At 54.3% G+C, this 18,667-nt stretch carries 18 protein-coding genes; 8 read left to right on the top strand and 10 right to left on the bottom strand.

The features are described 5' to 3' along the window. Positions 1-240: 240 nt before the first annotated feature. The 3 genes from pfkB to ACOI7Z_RS21495 all read left to right on the top strand — a co-directional run bounded on the left by pfkB (position 241) and on the right by ACOI7Z_RS21495 (position 2,529). On the top strand, positions 241-1,173 hold the full coding sequence (pfkB, locus tag ACOI7Z_RS21505; RefSeq protein WP_065881289.1) for a 6-phosphofructokinase II: 933 nt from the start codon (positions 241-243) through the stop codon (positions 1,171-1,173). Between the two features lie 93 nt (positions 1,174-1,266). Further along, complete coding sequence (gene ghoS / locus ACOI7Z_RS21500) at positions 1,267-1,551, top strand: type V toxin-antitoxin system endoribonuclease antitoxin GhoS (RefSeq protein ID WP_087849334.1); 285 nt, start codon at positions 1,267-1,269, stop codon at positions 1,549-1,551. Between the two features lie 105 nt (positions 1,552-1,656). Beyond that, on the top strand, positions 1,657-2,529 hold the full coding sequence (locus ACOI7Z_RS21495) for a fructosamine kinase family protein (RefSeq protein WP_023290117.1): 873 nt from the start codon (positions 1,657-1,659) through the stop codon (positions 2,527-2,529). A 43-nt stretch (positions 2,530-2,572) separates the two neighbouring features. Here the strand turns inward: ACOI7Z_RS21495 and tonB are convergent, their stop codons facing one another. Continuing rightward, entirely contained in the window at positions 2,573-3,319 is a 747-nt protein-coding gene (gene tonB, locus ACOI7Z_RS21490) for a TonB system transport protein TonB (RefSeq protein WP_087849335.1), read from the bottom strand. A gap of 210 nt (positions 3,320-3,529) precedes the next feature. Here tonB and ACOI7Z_RS21485 point away from each other — a divergent pair, with 210 nt between their 5' ends. Continuing rightward, positions 3,530-3,826 (top strand): YciI family protein, encoded by a 297-nt coding sequence (locus ACOI7Z_RS21485; protein WP_002910042.1) that lies wholly within the window; start codon positions 3,530-3,532, stop codon positions 3,824-3,826. Positions 3,827-4,511: 685 nt separating this feature from the next. After that, positions 4,512-5,159 (top strand): YceI family protein, encoded by a 648-nt coding sequence (locus ACOI7Z_RS21480; RefSeq protein WP_170927845.1) that lies wholly within the window; start codon positions 4,512-4,514, stop codon positions 5,157-5,159. Positions 5,160-5,436: 277 nt separating this feature from the next. Here ACOI7Z_RS21480 and ACOI7Z_RS21475 read toward each other — a convergent pair whose 3' ends face one another. Next, positions 5,437-5,610 (bottom strand): YciY family protein, encoded by a 174-nt coding sequence (locus ACOI7Z_RS21475; RefSeq protein ID WP_023290120.1) that lies wholly within the window; start codon positions 5,608-5,610, stop codon positions 5,437-5,439. Between the two features lie 143 nt (positions 5,611-5,753). On the opposite strand from ACOI7Z_RS21475, the gene cls reads away from it, so the two are divergent. After that, positions 5,754-7,214: a cardiolipin synthase gene (gene cls, locus ACOI7Z_RS21470; protein ID WP_023290121.1), complete on the top strand. Its 1,461-nt coding sequence runs from the start codon at positions 5,754-5,756 to the stop codon at positions 7,212-7,214. A gap of 34 nt (positions 7,215-7,248) precedes the next feature. Next, positions 7,249-7,578: an HI1450 family dsDNA-mimic protein gene (locus ACOI7Z_RS21465; RefSeq protein ID WP_002910079.1), complete on the top strand. Its 330-nt coding sequence runs from the start codon at positions 7,249-7,251 to the stop codon at positions 7,576-7,578. Positions 7,579-7,641: 63 nt separating this feature from the next. Here ACOI7Z_RS21465 and ACOI7Z_RS21460 read toward each other — a convergent pair whose 3' ends face one another. The 8 genes from ACOI7Z_RS21460 to ACOI7Z_RS21425 form a co-directional block, all read right to left on the bottom strand. Beyond that, entirely contained in the window at positions 7,642-8,469 is an 828-nt protein-coding gene (locus tag ACOI7Z_RS21460) for an ion transporter (protein WP_137916244.1), read from the bottom strand. 54 nt (positions 8,470-8,523) lie between these two features. Beyond that, complete coding sequence (gene oppF / locus ACOI7Z_RS21455) at positions 8,524-9,528, bottom strand: murein tripeptide/oligopeptide ABC transporter ATP-binding protein OppF (protein ID WP_002910083.1); 1,005 nt, start codon at positions 9,526-9,528, stop codon at positions 8,524-8,526. Next, the gene (locus ACOI7Z_RS21450; RefSeq protein WP_137916243.1) at positions 9,525-10,538 is read right to left on the bottom strand and encodes an ABC transporter ATP-binding protein; all 1,014 of its coding nucleotides are present in this window, start codon (positions 10,536-10,538) and stop codon (positions 9,525-9,527) included. The genes oppF and ACOI7Z_RS21450 overlap by 4 nt, the downstream gene beginning before the upstream one ends. An 11-nt stretch (positions 10,539-10,549) precedes the next feature. Then, a complete protein-coding gene (gene oppC, locus ACOI7Z_RS21445) occupies positions 10,550-11,458 on the bottom strand; it encodes an oligopeptide ABC transporter permease OppC (protein WP_004145396.1) in 909 nt (302 codons plus the stop codon). A gap of 14 nt (positions 11,459-11,472) precedes the next feature. Then, positions 11,473-12,393 (bottom strand): oligopeptide ABC transporter permease OppB, encoded by a 921-nt coding sequence (gene oppB / locus ACOI7Z_RS21440; protein ID WP_002910089.1) that lies wholly within the window; start codon positions 12,391-12,393, stop codon positions 11,473-11,475. Between the two features lie 85 nt (positions 12,394-12,478). Further along, positions 12,479-14,113, bottom strand: coding sequence for an oligopeptide ABC transporter substrate-binding protein OppA (gene oppA / locus ACOI7Z_RS21435; protein ID WP_023290124.1), 1,635 nt, complete (start codon positions 14,111-14,113; stop codon positions 12,479-12,481). Between the two features lie 744 nt (positions 14,114-14,857). Next, positions 14,858-15,505: a YchE family NAAT transporter gene (locus tag ACOI7Z_RS21430; protein ID WP_002910095.1), complete on the bottom strand. Its 648-nt coding sequence runs from the start codon at positions 15,503-15,505 to the stop codon at positions 14,858-14,860. 183 nt (positions 15,506-15,688) lie between these two features. Beyond that, positions 15,689-15,904 (bottom strand): hypothetical protein, encoded by a 216-nt coding sequence (locus ACOI7Z_RS21425; protein WP_032428896.1) that lies wholly within the window; start codon positions 15,902-15,904, stop codon positions 15,689-15,691. A gap of 77 nt (positions 15,905-15,981) precedes the next feature. Here ACOI7Z_RS21425 and adhE point away from each other — a divergent pair, with 77 nt between their 5' ends. Beyond that, positions 15,982-18,657: a bifunctional acetaldehyde-CoA/alcohol dehydrogenase gene (gene adhE / locus ACOI7Z_RS21420; protein ID WP_023290125.1), complete on the top strand. Its 2,676-nt coding sequence runs from the start codon at positions 15,982-15,984 to the stop codon at positions 18,655-18,657. The last annotated feature ends 10 nt before the right edge of the window (positions 18,658-18,667 follow it).

Below are 18,667 nucleotides of genomic sequence, written 5' to 3'. Positions count from 1 at the left end.
ACTTTCGCGAGGATCGCGGAGTGCAGGTCCTAAGAAAGGTAGCAAATTATAAAAAAGCACGAATAACATAGCAATCACTTACTCTTTCGTTTTTTGAATAAGACAGCTCCGGAAACAATCTTTATTTCATAATGAAAATACAGGCTTCTTTGCAAATCTCTCAGGGACAGCACTTTCCCTCCCTGGATCATCGTGCCATGCTTAAATAAAGTACAGTCGCCGTATTAAGGAGGAGAAGGAATGACCAAAATTTATACGCTCACGCTGGCCCCCTCGCTGGATAGCGCCACCCAGACCCCACAGATCTACCCGGAAGGGAAACTCCGCTGCAGCGCGCCGGTATTTGAACCCGGCGGCGGCGGGATCAACGTCGCCCGCGCCGTGACCTTTCTCGGCGGGAAAGCCACCGCCATTTTCCCTATTGGCGGCGCCACCGGCGAGCACCTTGCCGCCCTGCTGGCCGATGAGCAGGTGCCGGTCGAGACCGTCGAAACCCGCGACTGGACGCGACAGAACCTGCACGTTCACGTAGCCGCCAGCGGCGAACAGTATCGCTTTGTGATGCCCGGCGCCGCGCTGACAGACGATGAATTCCGCCGTCTGGAAGAGAAAGTCCTGACCATCGATCCCGGCTCTCTGCTGGTGATCAGCGGCAGTCTGCCGCCAGGAATCAGCGTCGAAAATCTGATGCAGCTGGTTAAGCATGCGCAACAGCAGGGCCTGCGCTGCATTATCGACAGCTCCGGCGACGCGCTGGCCGCCGCGCTGGACGTCGGCAATATTGAATTAGTGAAGCCAAACCAGAAAGAGCTCAGCGCCCTCGTGCAGCGCGATCTGAGCCAGCCCGATGACGTTCGCCTTGCCGCTCAATCGTTGATCCAGTCCGGTAAAGTTCGCCGGGTGGTGGTCTCCCTTGGTCCGCAGGGGGCGTTGGGGGTTGACGCCAGCGGCAGTGTTCAGGTGGTGCCGCCGCCAATGAAAAGCCAGAGCACCGTCGGCGCAGGCGACAGCATGGTGGGCGCCATGACCTTACGTCTGGCGGAGAACGCCAGCCTCGAAGACATGGTACGCTTTGGCGTCGCCGCCGGTAGCGCCGCGACCATCAACCAGGGCACCCGCCTCTGCTCGCAGGCCAATACGCAAAAAATCTACGATTATCTCTGCGGGTGTTGATCTCCCCTGCCCCTCCCCGCTGGCGGAGGGGAACCACGATATTTGCAGGATGGTCTATGCTGGAAAGGCCATGCATAACAACGGGGTGTAGAAATGAGCAATGATATTACCGCCTGGGTCGTCAGCGTGAACTTCCACGAACAGGCGCTAACGGAGATCAATGAGGTCAGCAACCATTTTACCCGAGCAGGGTTTGTACTGACGCTCAATGATGAAGAGGGCACTCCCCATGAGCTGGGCACCAATACCTTTGGCCTGCTGAGCGCCCAGGCAGCCGAGGAAGTGAAGGCCCTTGGCGCCGGACTGGCGGAAGCGGCCCTTGGCCGCCCGGCGGAGATCGCCGTCAGCACATTCGCTGAATGGTTAAAAACTCAATAAGTGCGTTTAGCGCAACGTAAAGCGTCAGTTGTGCGTCAGTTCCAGGTTTACCCGGTAGTAATGCGCTAACCTTATGATATGGTGGAAAACATGGGGAGAGACAGCATGTGGCAAGCAATCAGTACTCTTTTACGCGATTGGCATACCGAAGACGCTGAAATCGAACTGAAAACCGAGCTGCCCGGCGGAGAGATCCATTCCGCCTGGCATTTGCGTTTCGGCGGCAAAGATTACTTCGTGAAATGCGACGAACGGGAACTCCTGCCTATCTTCACCGCCGAGGCCGATCAGCTGGAGCTGCTGTCGCGAAGCAAAACTGTTCGCGTACCACAGGTCTTTGCCGTCGGCAGCGATCGCGACTACAGCTTCGTGGTCATGGAATACCTCCCTCCCCGTCCGCTGGATGCGCATAACGCTTTCCTGCTTGGCCAGCAGTTAGCCCACCTGCATCAGTGGAGCGATCAGCCGCAGTTCGGTCTGGATTTTGATAACGATCTTTCCACCACGCCGCAGCCCAACGCCTGGCAACGTCGCTGGTCGGTGTTTTTCGCTGAGCAACGTATCGGCTGGCAGCTGGAGCTGGCGGCGGAGAAAGGGTTGCACTTTGGCGATATCGATACCTTAGTCGATGTGGTACAGCAGCGGCTGGCCAACCATCAGCCGCAACCTTCGCTGCTACACGGGGACCTGTGGTCCGGCAACTGCGCCTTAGGGCCGGATGGCCCCTACATCTTCGACCCGGCCTGCTACTGGGGCGATCGCGAATGTGATTTAGCTATGCTGCCGATGCACCCGGAACAACCTCCGCAGATCTATGACGGCTATCAGTCCGTCTCACCGCTGCCGGCTGGTTTTCTCGAGCGTCAGCCGATCTACCAGCTTTATACCCTGCTGAACCGGGCGATATTGTTCGGTGGTCAGCACCTGGTGACGGTCCAGCAGGCGCTGGACGATGTCTTGATGGAAAAAACGCGTTAGACAAGGTTTACGGCGGACCTCCCCGGTCCGCCGCCCTGCATTATCAGTTAATCTCGACGCCGTTGAGACGGAATTTAATGGTCATCGTCACGCCGGTTCCCGGTTTTGCCTGCTCGTAACGCCATCTGCGCATCGCGCTTTTCACCTCGCGCTCAAACATATTCGCCGGCTGGGCGGAGAGGATCTGCAGATTATCAATTCGGCCATCAGGCGTGACGTCAAACTTCACCCGCACCGTTCCTTCAATGCGCAGCGCCTGAGCGCGCGCCGGATAGGTCGGCTGAACGCGGCTGATCGCCCGCGGGCCGCTCGGGGCAGTGACGGTGGGTTTGGCCGCTGCGGTGGAGGTGCTCGGCGCGGTGCGCGCTGGCGTCGTATTGCTGTTTTCAAACGGTGAAGCCGGACGAGGCTCCGCGGCCGGTTTGACGTCCCGCTTCGGCTGCTCAACCTTTTTCTCCGGCCTGGGCTTCGGTTTAGGTTTGGGCTTCGGCTTAGGTTCTGGTTTATGGATCACCACCGGCGCCTCTTTCGGCGGCTCCGGGACCACCTCAGGTTCCGGCTCCGGTTCAGGTTCAACAACGGGCTGCACGACGGGTTGCGCCGCCGGGGGCGGCTCAAGATCGGCCGGCGCCACCATCGTGATCTCTATCGGCTGCGTCGGGGAAGGCTGTTCAATAACCTGATGTACCGAGGTATAAAGCAGCCCCGCCACAACGGCACCGTGGATAGCCACGGATAACAGCGTTGGCCACGGGAAGCGGCGAGGTAAATCAAGGGTCATTGCGCTCATAGTCGTTTCTGTTGAAAAATGATGCTCCGATTTTAAATGCAAATAGCAATCATATTCAATAAGCCGTCTTAACCTGAGTCAATTTTTGCCACCATTTGCGGAAAAAAGCCGCGTCAGCGGGGCATTCGACACCGGGGCGCATCTTTGCATTGCAGTCCATCGTCGTTTAACTTAACGTAATTCGCCTGTTTAATGATAAGGAGCTTTGCCGTGCTTTACGTTATCTACGCTGAAGATATCGCCGATTCTCTGGAAAAGCGGCTCTCGGTTCGCCCCGCGCACCTTGCGCGTCTACAACTTTTACATGATGAAGGTCGGCTGCTTACCGCCGGGCCAATGCCGGCCGTTGACAGCAACGAACCGGGCGCAGCCGGATTCAGCGGCTCAACGGTGATCGCTGAGTTTGAATCGCTGGAAGCGGCTCAGGCCTGGGCTAATGACGATCCGTATATCGCCGCCGGCGTCTACCGCCAGGTCTCTGTTAAACCATATAAGAAGGTATTTTGAAAATACCCTTTTCTTTTTCTGGTTAACGGCAACAACGCACCAGGCCATCAGATTAAAGGGCGCATTTTGCTACATCACATTAAAATGTCGCCCTTTTTAACCGCACGCAAGCGTTGTCTGTTATCCGCCGGAGACGCCAGGAAGATGAGCACATCCCTTCTCCTTCGACGACATCATCGACCCTCACCTCGCCTTTTGCGGCCATAGAAAATGCTGACCAAACGTCGACGCCGGGCATGATTTTGAATTGCTAATGTATTGAATCAGTCTGCAACAGAGGTCTTGCATTGGATTTAGCGCTTGCTTTACAAGCCAGCACATCCTGACGTCGCCCGGTAAATCCAAAATACAGTTGAAAGAAGATCGTTAAAGAGAGATAGATGCTGACCAACAGATATAAAGGCCTGGAATAAATAAGCATGCATATCCCGTTCCGCAGGTATGGGACCCCATATCGCCATCTTACTGCATTCAGAAACGCGGTGGCTTGAAAGCGTCTGAAAATAAACGGAGTGCGCTGACACAGGCACATATCAATATGGAATGAACGTCTAAAAACTACGCAACCAGATTTACGTTGCAGATGATCATTTTTTAAAGTCGATTAATTTCGCTGGGTAAACTTCACGCAGAGTAATTGTAGGGTGATTTTTGGTTGATTAAAAAATTTGAACGGGAATAACAAATGTTTTCAATAAGTGCCGCATTTTTTTGGGCTACCATTTATGTACCTGACGCTTATGAGGATTTTTGTGTGAATACCCTGAAAAAAACCGCATTGCTTTCTCTGCTTGCCTTATATATTCCTGTGTCACAAGCCGTAGCGACAGAATATAGCCTGGATCCGCAGCATACTTCGGTTGTTATTGCCTGGAACCATTTTGGCTTCTCTAACCCTACAGCGTATATCTCTGATGTTTCAGGGAAACTGTCTTTCGACAAAGACAACCCGGAGAAATCCTCTGTGCACGTCACGCTGCCAGTCAAAACCATTGACACTCACGTCAAAGCGTTAACGGATGAGTTTTTAGGCAAAGAGTACTTCGATGTCAACACGTATCCTGAGGCCACTTTTCAGAGCACCCGGGTGGAAAGTAAAGGCGGCAATAAATATGATGTTGAAGGTAACCTGACCATTAAGGGCATCACCAAACCGGTTGTATTGCATGCCACTTTGAATAAACAGGATATGCATCCGATGGTGAAAAAACAGGCCATTGGTTTTGATGCCACAGGGGTAATAAAACGTTCAGACTTCAAGCTTGATAAATATGTTCCGGCGGTGAGTGATAACGTGACTATCACGTTATCCACGGAAGCCTATGCCAAATAAATTACCGCCCGCAAAAGCGGTGCGTTTTATTCAGGGTGGGTATCCTGATAGTGAGCATGACATTGAAAAACGATCGACGACCCCACGCCCTGTCCGGACTTCCACACGGCGGTGAATGCCTGTTGCGGAAAAAGGCGTTCTGTCGATAATCCCCCGTCATACCCTGACAGGCATCGCATAGATATTTCAATAGGCGATCTGGCGATGTTAAAAGGGAATGCCGCGCAGAGCGGGAAAACGACAACGGCACCGCATTCGGTGCCGTTGTTCTGCTCGTTTAACAGTCGGGGAAGATAAACAGCAGAGCATGACGCTGCCGTTTCACCAGTCCCTTCCTGATAGCGAGGATCCGCATATTGCGGCGTGATTGGGCTTCCAGCCAGCGCGCTTTACGGCGATTCACCTGTCTCAGCATGCGCCAGCGCCCTACTTCCGTTCTACTACGCTTCATTGCAACGACTCTACGAGTGAAAACAGCCCCCATTATAAACCTCTACCGGCTACTGACCACCGCTTTCGCTGCGTTTTTATTTGCCAGAAAAATACTGATGCGTAAACTCATCACATAACGTCATTCAAAAGGATTTTACATCTATGACAACCTTTTACACGGTGGTGAACTGGCTGGTCATTCTGGGGTACTGGCTGTTGATCGCCGGTGTAACATTACGAATTCTAATGAAACGCCGCGCTGTGCCGTCCGCCATGGCATGGTTATTGATCATTTATATCCTGCCGCTGGTGGGGATCATCGCCTATCTCTCCTTTGGCGAGCTGCATCTTGGCAAGCGGCGGGCAGAACGCGCGAGAGCGATGTGGCCTTCCACGGCCAAATGGTTAAACGACCTCAAAGCCTGCAAACATATCTTTGCCGAAGATAACAGCCCGGTGGCCGAGTCCCTGTTCAAGCTTTGCGAACGGCGCCAGGGCATTGGCGGCGTAAAAGGCAACCAGCTGCAGTTGCTGACGGAATCTGACGACGTCATGCAGGCCCTGATCCGCGATATTCAACTGGCTCGCCATAACATAGAGATGGTCTTCTATATCTGGCAGCCAGGCGGTATGGCCGACAGCGTCGCCGAATCGCTAATGGCCGCCGCCCGTCGCGGGGTTCACTGCCGGTTAATGCTCGACTCCGCGGGCAGTGTGGCCTTTTTCCGTAGCCCATGGGCGGCGATGATGCGTAACGCCGGCATTGAAGTGGTCGAGGCTCTCAAGGTCAATCTGATGCGTGTGTTTCTGCGCCGGATGGACCTGCGCCAACATCGTAAAATGGTAATGATCGATAACTATATCGCCTACACCGGCAGCATGAATCTGGTCGATCCCCGCTACTTTAAGCAGGACTCGGGGGTCGGGCAGTGGATTGACCTGATGGCGCGCATGGAAGGCCCAGTGGCGACCTCGATGGGCATCGTCTACTCCTGTGACTGGGAGATCGAGACCGGAAAGCGTATTCTGCCACCGCCGCCGGACGTCAATATCATGCCGTTTGAAGAGGCCAGTGGGCATACCATCCACACGATCGCCTCCGGTCCGGGCTTTCCGGAAGATCTGATCCATCAGGCGCTGCTCACCGCCGCCTACGCGGCGAAAGAGCATTTGATCATGACCACGCCCTACTTCGTACCCAGCGACGACCTGCTGCACGCGATCTGTACCGCCGCCCAGCGCGGCGTGGACGTGAGTATTATTTTACCGCGCAAGAACGATTCGCTGCTGGTGGGCTGGGCCAGCCGGGCCTTTTTCACCGAGCTGCTGGCGGCAGGGGTGAAGATTTACCAGTTTGAAGGCGGCCTGTTGCATACCAAAAGCGTGCTGGTCGATGGCGAACTGAGCCTGGTGGGAACCGTGAATCTGGATATGCGCAGCCTGTGGCTCAATTTTGAAATCACGCTGGTCATCGATGACGCCGGCTTCGGCAGCGATCTGGCGGCGGTTCAGGATGACTATATCTCGCGCTCGCGCCTGCTGGACGCCCGTCTCTGGTTAAAACGTCCGCTGTGGCAGCGGATCGCCGAGCGACTGTTTTACTTCTTCAGCCCGTTGCTGTAAAACGTGCCCATCAGATACCGAATGAGTAGCAATCATGGATATGGATTTAAACAACCGCCTGACCGAAGACGAAACGCTTGAGCAGGCATACGACATCTTCCTCGAACTGGCGGCCGATAACCTCGACCCGGCGGACATCATTCTGTTTAACCTGCAGTTTGAGGAGCGCGGCGGCGCCGAGCTGTTCGACCCATCCGCAGACTGGGAAGAGCATGTGGATTACGATCTGAACCCGGATTTCTTCGCCGAAGTGGTGATTGGCCTGGCGGATACCGACGGCGGGGAAATCAATGATATCTTCGCCCGCGTGCTGCTGTGCCGCGAGAAAGATCACAAGCTGTGTCATATTCTGTGGCGTGAATAACGCTGACCCGCCAGTGAAAAGCCTGCCGCGTTCCACCCGGCAGGCTTTTTTTATGCCGAGAGTTTACTTCGGTAAGACATGACCGCAGGCGTGGCAAAACCGGGCGTTATCGTCATGGTCGCCCTGCTGGCACTGCGGGCATACCCGCTGCTGGCGCCGCCGGTTCAGGGCGCTGGTCATATGGGTGGTGATAAGCCCGGTCGGAATGGCAATAATGGAGTAGCCGATCAGGATGAGAATGGAGGCCAGGATGCGGCCCAGCGGCGTGTGCGGCGTAATATCCCCGTAGCCGACGGTGGTGATGGTCACAATGGCCCAATAGACCGAAGCGTTGAGCGTGGTAAAACCATACTCTGGCCCTTCTATCAGGTACATTAACGAGCCGAAAATCACCATCACAATGGCGATAAACGAATAGAACAGGATCAGCTGATGGCGCGCGCTGACAATCGCCCGCCAGAACACATTGAGCGAAGGCATAAAGCGCAACAGTTTGAGAATACGCAACGCGCGGATCGCCCGCATTGCCCGCCAGGCAGAGACATAATTGAGACTAATTTCCGGCCACAGCCACATCACGTATAGCGGCAGGATGGTCGCTAAGTCAATAAACCCCCAGAAGCTGAAAATGTAGTGGAGCGGATTGGGCCATGTCGCAATACGCAGCAGATACTCCAGGGTAAAGACCGCGGTCACCATCAGCTCCAGCCAGACGAATAAATGCCATTCATCTAATGTCAGATGATATTGCGTGCCCAGCCCCGATTCGACAAATATCACCACCACGCTGAGCAAGGCGAAAAGTCCGCACAGCCCTTCGAAGCGGCGGCCGGAACGTCGGTTTTGATCGAAAAGCAAATGATAAAGCCGCAGGCGAGCGGCAGAAAGCATACCCACTTCGTTAACCTCGCAAAAAAAAGGGCTGACCTGCGTCAGCCCCTGAGATTATAACGGGTCTACCTTAAGGCAGGAAACCGCATGGCGGAAACTGCCCTCCAGCACCGGGCGGGTTTTGGCGCACTCCGGTCCGGCGAGCGGACAGCGGGTGCGGAAGACACAGCCCGACGGCGGATTAATCGGCGAGGGTAATTCGCCCTCCAGCAGCTGGATGGTTTTCGTTTTTTCGAGGTCCGGATCGGGGATCGGCACCGCCGACATCAGCGCTTTGGTATAGGGGTGTAGCGGATTATGGTACACCTCATCGTAGGTTCCCAGCTCCACCGCATGGCCCAGATACATCACCAGTACGCGATCGGAGATGTGCTTAACCACCGCCAGATCGTGGGCGATAAATATCAGCGACAGTCCCATTTCACGCTGCAGCTGCTGCAGCAAGTTGACCACCTGAGCCTGGATGGACACATCAAGCGCGGACACCGGCTCATCGCAGATAATCAGCTTCGGCTCGAGGATCAGCGCCCGCGCAATGCCGATGCGCTGACACTGACCGCCAGAGAACTCGTGCGGATAGCGGTTGATCAGGTTAGGCAACAGCCCGACTTTCATCATCATCGCCTTCACGCGATCGCGCACTTCCTGACGCGGCATCTTCGGATGATAGGTACGCAACGGCTCAGCGATGATTTCTCCGATGGTCATACGCGGGTTCAGCGAGGCCAGCGGATCCTGGAAGATCATCTGGATATCGCTGCGCACGTCGCGCCACTCTTCCTGCTTCATGCCCAGCAGATCTTTACCCAGCCAGGCCACTTTGCCATCGGTAGCTTTCACCAGACCAATGATGGCGCGGGCGAAAGTCGATTTACCGCAGCCGGACTCCCCCACCACGCCGAGGGTCTCGCCTTCATAGAGACGCAGCGTCACGCCATCTACGGCTTTCAGCGTTTTCGACGGCTGCCAGAACCACTGTTTGCCATCTTTAATATCGAAATGCACCTTCAGGTCGGCAATTTCGAGCAGGACTTTTCGTTGTTCAGTTACGGCGTTCATAGCAGCTCCCCCACCGGTTTAAAGCAGGCACGCAGGCGGCCTGGCACGAACGACTCCAGCGGCGGCGCGCTGCTGCACTGTTCCATTGCGTGCGGACAGCGCGGCTGGAATGGGCAGCCCTTCGGCAAACGCAGCAGGTTTGGCGGGTTGCCCGGAATGGTCAACAACGCATCGCCTTCGGCATCCAGACGAGGAACCGCATTCAACAGCCCAATAGAGTAAGGGTGAGACGGCTGATAGAAGACATCGCGCGCCTGACCATACTCCATGGTGCGGCCCGCATACATCACCAGCACTTTATCGCAGATCCCCGCCACCACTCCGAGGTCATGGGTGATCATAATGATGGCCGTATTAAATTCGCGTTTCAGCTCATTCAGTAACGTCATGATCTGCGCCTGTACGGTGACGTCCAGGGCGGTGGTCGGCTCATCGGCAATCAGCAGCCGGGGTCGGCAGAGCAGCGCCATGGCAATCATCACGCGCTGGCGCATCCCACCGGAGAACTCGTGTGGGAACATCTTCATGCGCTTGCGCGCTTCCGGCATTTTTACCGCGTCGAGCATCTTCACCGATTCTTCAAACGCTTCGGCTTTACTCAGCCCTTTATGCAGCATCAGGACTTCCATTAACTGCTCGCCCACCCGCATATACGGGTTCAGAGAGGTCATCGGATCCTGGAAAATCATCGAGATTTGCTCGGCGCGCAGTTTGTTCAGCTCACGCTCAGGCAAATTGAGGATTTGCCGACCGTTAAAGGTGGCGGAACCCCCGATTCGGCCGTTGGCCGCCAGCAGCCCCATCAGGGCGAAGGCGGTCTGCGATTTACCGGAGCCGGACTCCCCGACAATACCGAGCGTCTCCCCCGCCTGCAGGGTGAAGTTCAGATCATTGACGGCGGTGACATCGCCATCCGGCGTTTTAAAGGTGACGCGAAGATCTTTCACGTCCAGCAGCAGGCCGCTGTGGCTCTGCGCTTGCGGCGCTTTTGCCGTTTCAATCATGGTCATGGCAGCGCTCCTTAGCGGTCTTTCGGGTCGAGGGCATCACGCAGACCATCGCCGATAAAGTTGAAACAGAACAGGGTCACCACCAGGAAACCCGCCGGGAACAGCAGCAGCCAGGGCGAGACTTCCATTGAGTTGGCGCCATCGCTGAGCAATGCCCCCCAGCTGCTGAGCGGCTCCTGCGTCCCCAACCCCAGGAAGCTGAGGAAGGATTCAAAGAGGATCATGCTGGGGACCAGCAGCGAGGCGTACACCACCACCACGCCCAGCACATTAGGAACGATATGGCGCAGCACGATGCTCGCTGTGGAGACCCCGCCGACCTGCGCCGCTTCAATAAACTCTTTGCGCTTCAGGCTCAAGGTCTGTCCGCGAACGATACGCGCCATATCCAGCCAGGAGACCATGCCGATAGCGACAAAAATCAACAGGATATTCTGGCCAAAAAAGGTCACCAGCAGGATAACGAAGAACATAAACGGGAAGGAGTTGAGGATCTCCAGCAGACGCATCATCACCGAATCCACTTTGCCGCCGAGATAACCGGAAAGCGAACCGTACAGCGTGCCGAGGATCACCGCCACCAGCGCCGCCGCCACCCCGACCATCAGCGAAATACGCCCGCCGATCGCCACGCGCACCAGCAGATCGCGACCGGAGGAGTCGGTCCCGAAGTAGTGGCCAGAGGCCATGTCCGGGGCGTTAGACATCATGCCCCAGTCGGTGTCGAAATAGGAGAATGACGACACCATCGGCGCGAAGGTCACGAACAGCGCAATAAGCACCAGCATAATCAGGCTGGTGACCGCGGCGCGGTTGTGCATAAAGCGGCGACGCGCATCCTGCCAGAGGCTACGCCCCTCCACTTCCAGCTTCTCACTGAAGTTTTCCAGCGCCTCGCTATTTTTCTTACTTAACATCATGGCGAACTCCGGCTTCAGTAGCGAATCTTCGGATCGATAACGGCGTACAGCACGTCAACGATGGCGTTGAACAGGATAGTCAGGGCGCCAACCAGGATCGTCAGGCTGAGCACCAGCGAGTAGTCGCGGTTAAGCGCCCCGTTAACGAACAGCTGGCCAATCCCCGGCAGGCCGTAAATGGTTTCAATGACCATTGAGCCCGTAATGATGCCCACGAAAGCCGGCCCCATATAGGAGAGCACCGGCAGCAGCGCCGGCTTCAGCGCATGACGCAAAATAATGCGGCGCATCGGCAGCCCCTTCGCCCGCGCGGTGCGGATAAAGTTAGAGTGCAGCACTTCAATCATTGAGCCGCGGGTAATACGCGCGATACTGGCGATATAGGCCAGGGAAAGCGCCACCATCGGCAGGATCATAAATTTCAGCGCCCCGCCGTTCCAGCCTCCGCCCGGCAACCAGTGCAGGGTAATGGCAAAGATCATCACCAGCAGAGGCGCCACCACAAAGCTCGGAATAACCACGCCGGTCATGGCTACCCCCATCACCGCATAGTCCCAGCGGGTATTCTGCTTCAAAGCGGCAATAACGCCCGCAGCGACACCGATCACAACCGCCAGCAAAAAGGCGGCGAAGCCCAGTTTCGCTGAAACCGGGAAGCTGGCCGCCACCAGATCGTTGACCGAATAATCTTTGTATTTAAAGGAGGGACCAAAATCGCCATGCGCCAGCTGCTTCAGGTAATTGAAGTACTGCGTCATGATGGGGTCGTTTAAATGGTATTTTGCTTCAATATTCGCCATGACTTCCGGCGGTAGCGTGCGTTCCCCGGTAAAAGGACTTCCCGGAGCCAAACGCATCATGAAGAATGAGATGGTGATAAGAATAAATAGCGTCGGAATCGCTTCCAGACAGCGACGTAAGATAAATTTTAACATTGCCCGTACCTTCTGGCGTGTGCCTTTGCACTGCTCTCAAATAAGACACGATGGAGCGAGCACAGGCCCGCTCCACGTATTGCCATTAATGTTTGATAACGTAAAGGTCTTTTGTATAGACGTTATCCATCGGGTCTTTACCGGTGTAGCCACCGACCCACGGTTTCACCAGGCGGGCGTTAACATAGTAATAGACCGGTACGATCGCGCTGTCTTTATCCAGCTGCTGCTCTGCTTTCGCATAGGCCGCCGTGCGCTGTGCTTCATCGGATGCTTTTACGGATTCAGCCATAATTTTGTCGAACGCCGGGCTCTTATAGTGCGCAGTGTTCATTGAGCTGTCAGAAAGCATGGTGTTCAGGAAAGAGGTTGGCTCGTTATAGTCAGCGCACCAGCCCGCACGCGCCACGTCATAGGTGCCCTGATGACGGGTATCGAGGAACGTCTTCCACTCCTGGTTGACCAGCTTCACGTCAATGCCCAGGTTTTTACGCCACAGCGAGGCGGCGGCAATCGCCAGCTTCTTGTGCAAATCAGAGGTGTTATACAGCAGGTTGAAGGTCAACGGTTTATCGGCGCTATAGCCGGCTTCGGCCAGCAGTTTTTTCGCTTCTTCATTCCGTTTTTCCTGCGACCAGGTAAACCATTCCGGCTCGGTCAGCTTCGCGCCATCGGTATACGGCGGGGTGTAGCCGTAGGCCGGCAGATCGCCCTGTCCTTTCACCTTATTGGCAATGATATCGCGATCCAGACCCAGCTTCAGCGCGGTACGCACGCGCACGTCGGTGAACGGCGCTTTCTGGTTGTTAATTTCGTAGTAATAAGTACACAGATACGGGTCAACGTGCAGCTCGTTCGGGATCTCTTTTTTCAGTTTCTGGAAGAGCTCGATCGGCAGCTGGTTATAGGTCATATCCAGTTCACCGCTGCGATAACGGTTAACATAGGTCACTTCAGAAGAGGTCGGCAGCCAGGTGACGGTGTTGATAACGGTTTTGGCATTATCCCAGTAATGCGGGTTGCGCTCCATCACGATACGTTCGTTGACCACCCAGTCTTTCAGGGTGTAGGCGCCGTTGGTGACGATATTGCCAGGCTGCGTCCACTTCTCGCCAAACTTTTCAATCGCTGGTTTATAGACAGGAGACATCGCCGGGTTAACCAGCAGTTTGTAAAAATAGGGTACCGGCTCGCTGAGGGTGACTTCCAGCGTATGGTCGTCAATGGCTTTTACGCCCAGCTCGCCTGGGGCTTTCTTGCCGTCAATGATTTCATCAACGTTGAGGATATGACCATACTGCGGGTAGCTGGCATAAGGAGACGCTGTTTTCGGGTCTACCAGACGCTGCCAGCTATAAACGAAATCCTGGGCGGTAACCGGCTCGCCGTTAGACCATTTCGCATCTTTACGCAGATGGAAGGTCCAGACTTTGAAATCTTTATTATCCCAGCTCTCTGCCACACCAGGGATCGGGTGGCCATCTTTCGGCGAGGTATTCAGCAAGCCTTCGAACAGGTCGCGGCTAATATTCGCCTCGGGCACCCCTTCAATTTTATTCGGGTCCAGCGATTGCGGCTCGGCGCCGCTATTTCGCACCAGCGTTTGCTTATCCGAAAGCTGCACACCGGCCGGGACATCCGCTGCCATAGCCATATTGCCAGCCATGAGCGCGGATAGCACTCCTGCGGCGATCAAACGTTTTTTAGTGATGATGGTCATTGTGTTGTAACTCCAGTCATTATAATTACTGGTTTTTTAACCAGCCTGTTTTTTTTCCCGTTTTCGGGATCTGTCCAACGCAGGAGTGTTTGCGATTGGCAGATTGCTATCACCGACTTATTTATTACGACCGCTCGAACGGCAGTCTTAACGTCGATTCGTTCCCCCTCGCTGGAGGGCAGTTCAGGCGCAATGAGACGATTAAAAATGATTCTCATTTACACGCATAATTCAGCAGACGATAACGGCGGAAAGTACCAAAAGGTACACACCTCCGCCAATGCAATTTGCAAATATGTTACCGGATTCTCTTTTATTGCCGGCTTTGCCAGCGTCACTAGCGGTTGCCACAATATGCCGACAGAAAAATGTTTTTATCAATCATATATTTACTAAATTTCCATCAGTCATCATACTGCGCAGCGACCGCGAGATGATTTTTTGTACAAAAATTTAACAATAGATTACTTTTTAGCACATTCATCTGCAGCCTTGTTAAAATTACTAATATCATTTCGATGATCCGACAGCAAGCGCCAGAGAATGATGTGAAGAAAATAACATCACAGGAGGGAGAGACGTGAGGGGAATGTTAAGAGAAATATTTCATATCTTAATGAAAAACATGAAATTAATAGCGATATCGCAAAATCGTATTCCTACCGCCGGTTCCGCGCTGGTTAATAGGTTTTGCTAATAATCGCGCAGGCGTGAAGGGAGCCTCCCCGCCTGCGTGGCAACGAACTAACTCAGCAGCCCCGGGAAGAGCGCTTTAATCCCCGTCACAATAAACTCAATGCCGAGAGCCATCAGCAGCAGGCCCATAATACGGGTGATAACGTTAATCCCTGTCTGCCCCAGCAGACGCACCAGCCATGGCGCCATGCGGAAAATCCCCCAGCAGCAGAGGGCAAAGACCGCAATCGCCAGTGAAAAACCGACGAGATGCACCCAGGAGTGATACCGCGTACCCCATACGATAGTGGAACTGATTGCCCCCGGTCCGGCCATTAACGGTAGCGCGAGAGGAACGACGCCGATGCTCTCCCTCACCGCCGTCTCCGACTTCTCCTGCTTGTTCTGCTTATCTTCGCCGAGCTTACCGCTGATCATCGACATCGCAATGGTCACCACCAGGATGCCGCCGGCGATACGGAAGGAATCAATGGAGATACCAAAAATCTGCAGAATGCCATCGCCGAGAAACAGTGACGTCAGGAGGATGATCGCCACCGACAGGTTGGCGGTCAGGTTGGTCTTATTGCGCACTGCTGCCGGCTGGTAGCTGGTCATACTAATGAACACCGGAATAATGCCCACCGGGTTAACCAGGGCAAATAAGCCGATGAAAAACTTGAAATATGCAGAAAAATCGAACAGTGATTGAGTCACAATGGGCTCCGCAGCATCATCAAAATTGGCGGTTGACTGTTAACAGCATAAAATAACTGCGCGAAACATACGCTTTTTGCATGCAATATTCATTATAAATATGCATAACCCGGTGATATGTATCGAATGTTAGCTATTTGTAGTTTTAATGCTAATAGTTTTTTTAATTTCAAAACCCTCCCATTACACTTGATCGAACCGGTCAAAAAGCAGCCAGCTGAAAGGTATCAGCAGTGCCAATACTTGATCTAAATCACGTAATTTGTACTCAGAAGTGAGTAATCTTGATGACACCAACAGAGTGGAAGGCAGCAGTACCTGAAAGTTAAAAAGAGAAAGCTTTTTTAGTAAATCGGTAAAACAGCGTCCTGATTTTCCTACATAAACATTTACATGCAAGCTGTTTACAGCCTGTCTATAATGTCGAATCGAGCGACTGATTTACTAAAAAAGTTTAACATTATCAGGAGAGCATTATGGCTGTTACTAATATCGCTGAACTGAACGCGCTTGTTGAGCGTGTCAAGAAAGCCCAGCGTGAATATGCCAGTTTCACTCAAGAACAAGTCGACAAAATCTTCCGCGCCGCCGCGCTGGCCGCTGCAGATGCTCGAATCCCTCTCGCCAAAATGGCCGTTGCCGAATCCGGCATGGGCATCGTTGAAGACAAAGTGATCAAAAACCACTTCGCTTCCGAATACATTTACAACGCTTATAAAGACGAAAAAACCTGTGGCGTCCTGTCAGAAGACGACACCTTTGGTACCATCACTATCGCTGAACCTATCGGCATCATCTGCGGTATCGTACCGACCACTAACCCGACTTCAACAGCCATCTTCAAATCGCTCATCAGCCTGAAGACGCGTAACGCCATCATTTTCTCTCCGCACCCGCGTGCTAAAGAAGCCACCAACAAAGCGGCTGACATCGTCCTGCAGGCTGCCATTGCTGCCGGCGCGCCGAAAGACCTGATTGGCTGGATCGATCAGCCGTCTGTTGAACTGTCTAACGCCCTGATGCACCACCCGGACATCAACCTGATCCTTGCGACCGGTGGTCCAGGCATGGTGAAAGCAGCATACAGCTCCGGTAAACCTGCTATCGGCGTAGGTGCCGGTAACACCCCGGTGGTGATTGATGAAACGGCTGACATCAAACGCGCCGTTGCTTCCGTTCTGATGTCTAAAACCTTCGATAACGGCGTTATCTGTGCTTCTGAGCAGTCCGTTGTGGTGGTTGATTCCGTTTATGACGCGGTTCGCGAACGTTTCGCCAGCCACGGCGGCTACCTGCTGCAGGGTAAAGAGCTGAAAGCCGTTCAGGACATTATCCTGAAAAATGGCGCGCTGAACGCCGCTATCGTTGGTCAGCCTGCGGCGAAAATCGCTGAACTGGCAGGCTTCACCGTACCGGCCACGACTAAAATTCTGATTGGCGAAGTCACCGACGTTGACGAAAGCGAGCCGTTTGCTCACGAAAAACTGTCTCCGACGCTGGCGATGTACCGTGCGAAAGATTTCGAAGACGCCGTGACCAAAGCTGAAAAACTGGTCGCCATGGGCGGTATCGGTCATACCTCTTGCCTGTACACCGACCAGGATAACCAGCCGGCTCGCGTGGCTTACTTCGGCCAGATGATGAAAACTGCGCGTATCCTGATCAACACCCCGGCTTCTCAGGGTGGTATCGGTGACCTGTACAACTTCAAACTCGCTCCTTCCCTGACTCTGGGTTGTGGTTCCTGGGGTGGTAACTCCATCTCTGAAAACGTTGGTCCGAAACACCTGATCAACAAGAAAACCGTTGCTAAGCGAGCTGAAAACATGTTGTGGCACAAACTTCCGAAATCTATCTACTTCCGTCGTGGCTCCCTGCCTATCGCACTGGATGAAGTGATTACTGATGGTCACAAACGCGCGCTGATCGTGACTGACCGCTTCCTGTTCAACAACGGCTATGCCGATCAGATCACCTCCGTACTGAAAGCAGCGGGTGTTGAAACTGAAGTCTTCTTCGAAGTTGAAGCTGACCCGACGCTGACCATCGTACGTAAAGGCGCCGACCTGGCGAACTCCTTTAAACCAGACGTGATCATCGCGCTGGGCGGCGGTTCCCCGATGGATGCGGCAAAAATCATGTGGGTCATGTACGAACATCCGGAAACCCACTTCGAAGAACTGGCGCTGCGCTTTATGGACATCCGTAAACGTATCTACAAGTTCCCGAAAATGGGCGTTAAAGCCAAGATGGTGGCGATCACTACCACCTCCGGTACCGGTTCTGAAGTTACGCCGTTCGCCGTTGTGACCGATGATGCGACAGGTCAGAAATATCCGCTGGCGGACTACGCGCTGACCCCGGATATGGCCATCGTCGATGCCAACCTGGTGATGGATATGCCGAAATCGCTGTGTGCGTTCGGTGGTCTGGATGCCGTGACCCACGCCCTGGAAGCTTACGTTTCCGTGCTGGCTTCTGAGTTCTCTGACGGCCAGGCTCTGCAGGCGCTGAAACTGCTGAAAGAGTACCTGCCGGCTTCCTACCACGAAGGTTCCAAGAACCCGGTTGCCCGCGAGCGCGTACACAGTGCCGCCACCATCGCCGGTATCGCGTTTGCTAACGCCTTCCTCGGCGTGTGTCACTCCATGGCGCACAAACTGGGTTCCCAGTTCCATATTCCGCACGGTCTGGCCAACGCCCTGCTGATCTGCAACGTTATCCGCTACAACGCGAATGACAACCCGACCAAGCAGACCGCGTTCAGCCAGTACGACCGTCCGCAGGCTCGTCGTCGCTACGCTGAAATCGCCGATCACCTGGGTCTCTCCGCACCGGGCGACCGTACCGCAGCGAAAATCGAGAAGCTGCTGGCATGGCTGGAAAGCGTGAAAGCTGAGCTGGGTATTCCGAAATCTATCCGCGAAGCTGGCGTTCAGGAAGCTGACTTCCTGGCCCACGTTGATAAGCTGTCTGAAGATGCATTCGATGACCAGTGCACCGGCGCTAACCCGCGCTACCCGCTGATCTCCGAGCTGAAACAGATCCTGCTGGATACCTACTACGGTCGCGAGTTCGTCGAAGGCGAAGCAGCCGCGAAAGCCGAAGCAGCTCCGGTGAAAGCTGAGAAAAAAGCGAAAAAATCCGCTTAATCGACAAGCA

This window comes from Klebsiella sp. C283 (assembly GCF_048822555.1).
Taxonomy (GTDB): Bacteria; Pseudomonadota; Gammaproteobacteria; order Enterobacterales; family Enterobacteriaceae; genus Klebsiella; species Klebsiella quasipneumoniae.
The sequence above is the reverse complement of the archived record's forward strand: the minus strand, read 5'-3'. Positions and strand labels throughout refer to the sequence as shown.

Bases quoted from the DNA above. Each gene is read 5' to 3' on its own strand.
- oppC (WP_004145396.1), bottom strand. From the start codon at position 11,458: ATGATGTTAAGTAAGAAAAATAGCGAGGCGCTGGAAAACTTCAGTGAG.
- ACOI7Z_RS21475 (WP_023290120.1), bottom strand. From the start codon at position 5,610: ATGAAGCGTAGTAGAACGGAAGTAGGGCGCTGGCGCATGCTGAGACAG.
- oppA (WP_023290124.1), bottom strand. From the start codon at position 14,113: ATGACCATCATCACTAAAAAACGTTTGATCGCCGCAGGAGTGCTATCC.
- adhE (WP_023290125.1), top strand. From the start codon at position 15,982: ATGGCTGTTACTAATATCGCTGAACTGAACGCGCTTGTTGAGCGTGTC.
- cls (WP_023290121.1), top strand. From the start codon at position 5,754: ATGACAACCTTTTACACGGTGGTGAACTGGCTGGTCATTCTGGGGTAC.
- pfkB (WP_065881289.1), top strand. From the start codon at position 241: ATGACCAAAATTTATACGCTCACGCTGGCCCCCTCGCTGGATAGCGCC.
- tonB (WP_087849335.1), bottom strand. From the start codon at position 3,319: ATGAGCGCAATGACCCTTGATTTACCTCGCCGCTTCCCGTGGCCAACG.
- ACOI7Z_RS21460 (WP_137916244.1), bottom strand. From the start codon at position 8,469: ATGCTTTCTGCCGCTCGCCTGCGGCTTTATCATTTGCTTTTCGATCAA.
- ACOI7Z_RS21495 (WP_023290117.1), top strand. From the start codon at position 1,657: ATGTGGCAAGCAATCAGTACTCTTTTACGCGATTGGCATACCGAAGAC.
- ACOI7Z_RS21450 (WP_137916243.1), bottom strand. From the start codon at position 10,538: ATGACCATGATTGAAACGGCAAAAGCGCCGCAAGCGCAGAGCCACAGC.
- oppB (WP_002910089.1), bottom strand. From the start codon at position 12,393: ATGTTAAAATTTATCTTACGTCGCTGTCTGGAAGCGATTCCGACGCTA.
- oppF (WP_002910083.1), bottom strand. From the start codon at position 9,528: ATGAACGCCGTAACTGAACAACGAAAAGTCCTGCTCGAAATTGCCGAC.
- ACOI7Z_RS21480 (WP_170927845.1), top strand. From the start codon at position 4,512: ATGTTTTCAATAAGTGCCGCATTTTTTTGGGCTACCATTTATGTACCT.
- ACOI7Z_RS21465 (WP_002910079.1), top strand. From the start codon at position 7,249: ATGGATATGGATTTAAACAACCGCCTGACCGAAGACGAAACGCTTGAG.
- ghoS (WP_087849334.1), top strand. From the start codon at position 1,267: ATGAGCAATGATATTACCGCCTGGGTCGTCAGCGTGAACTTCCACGAA.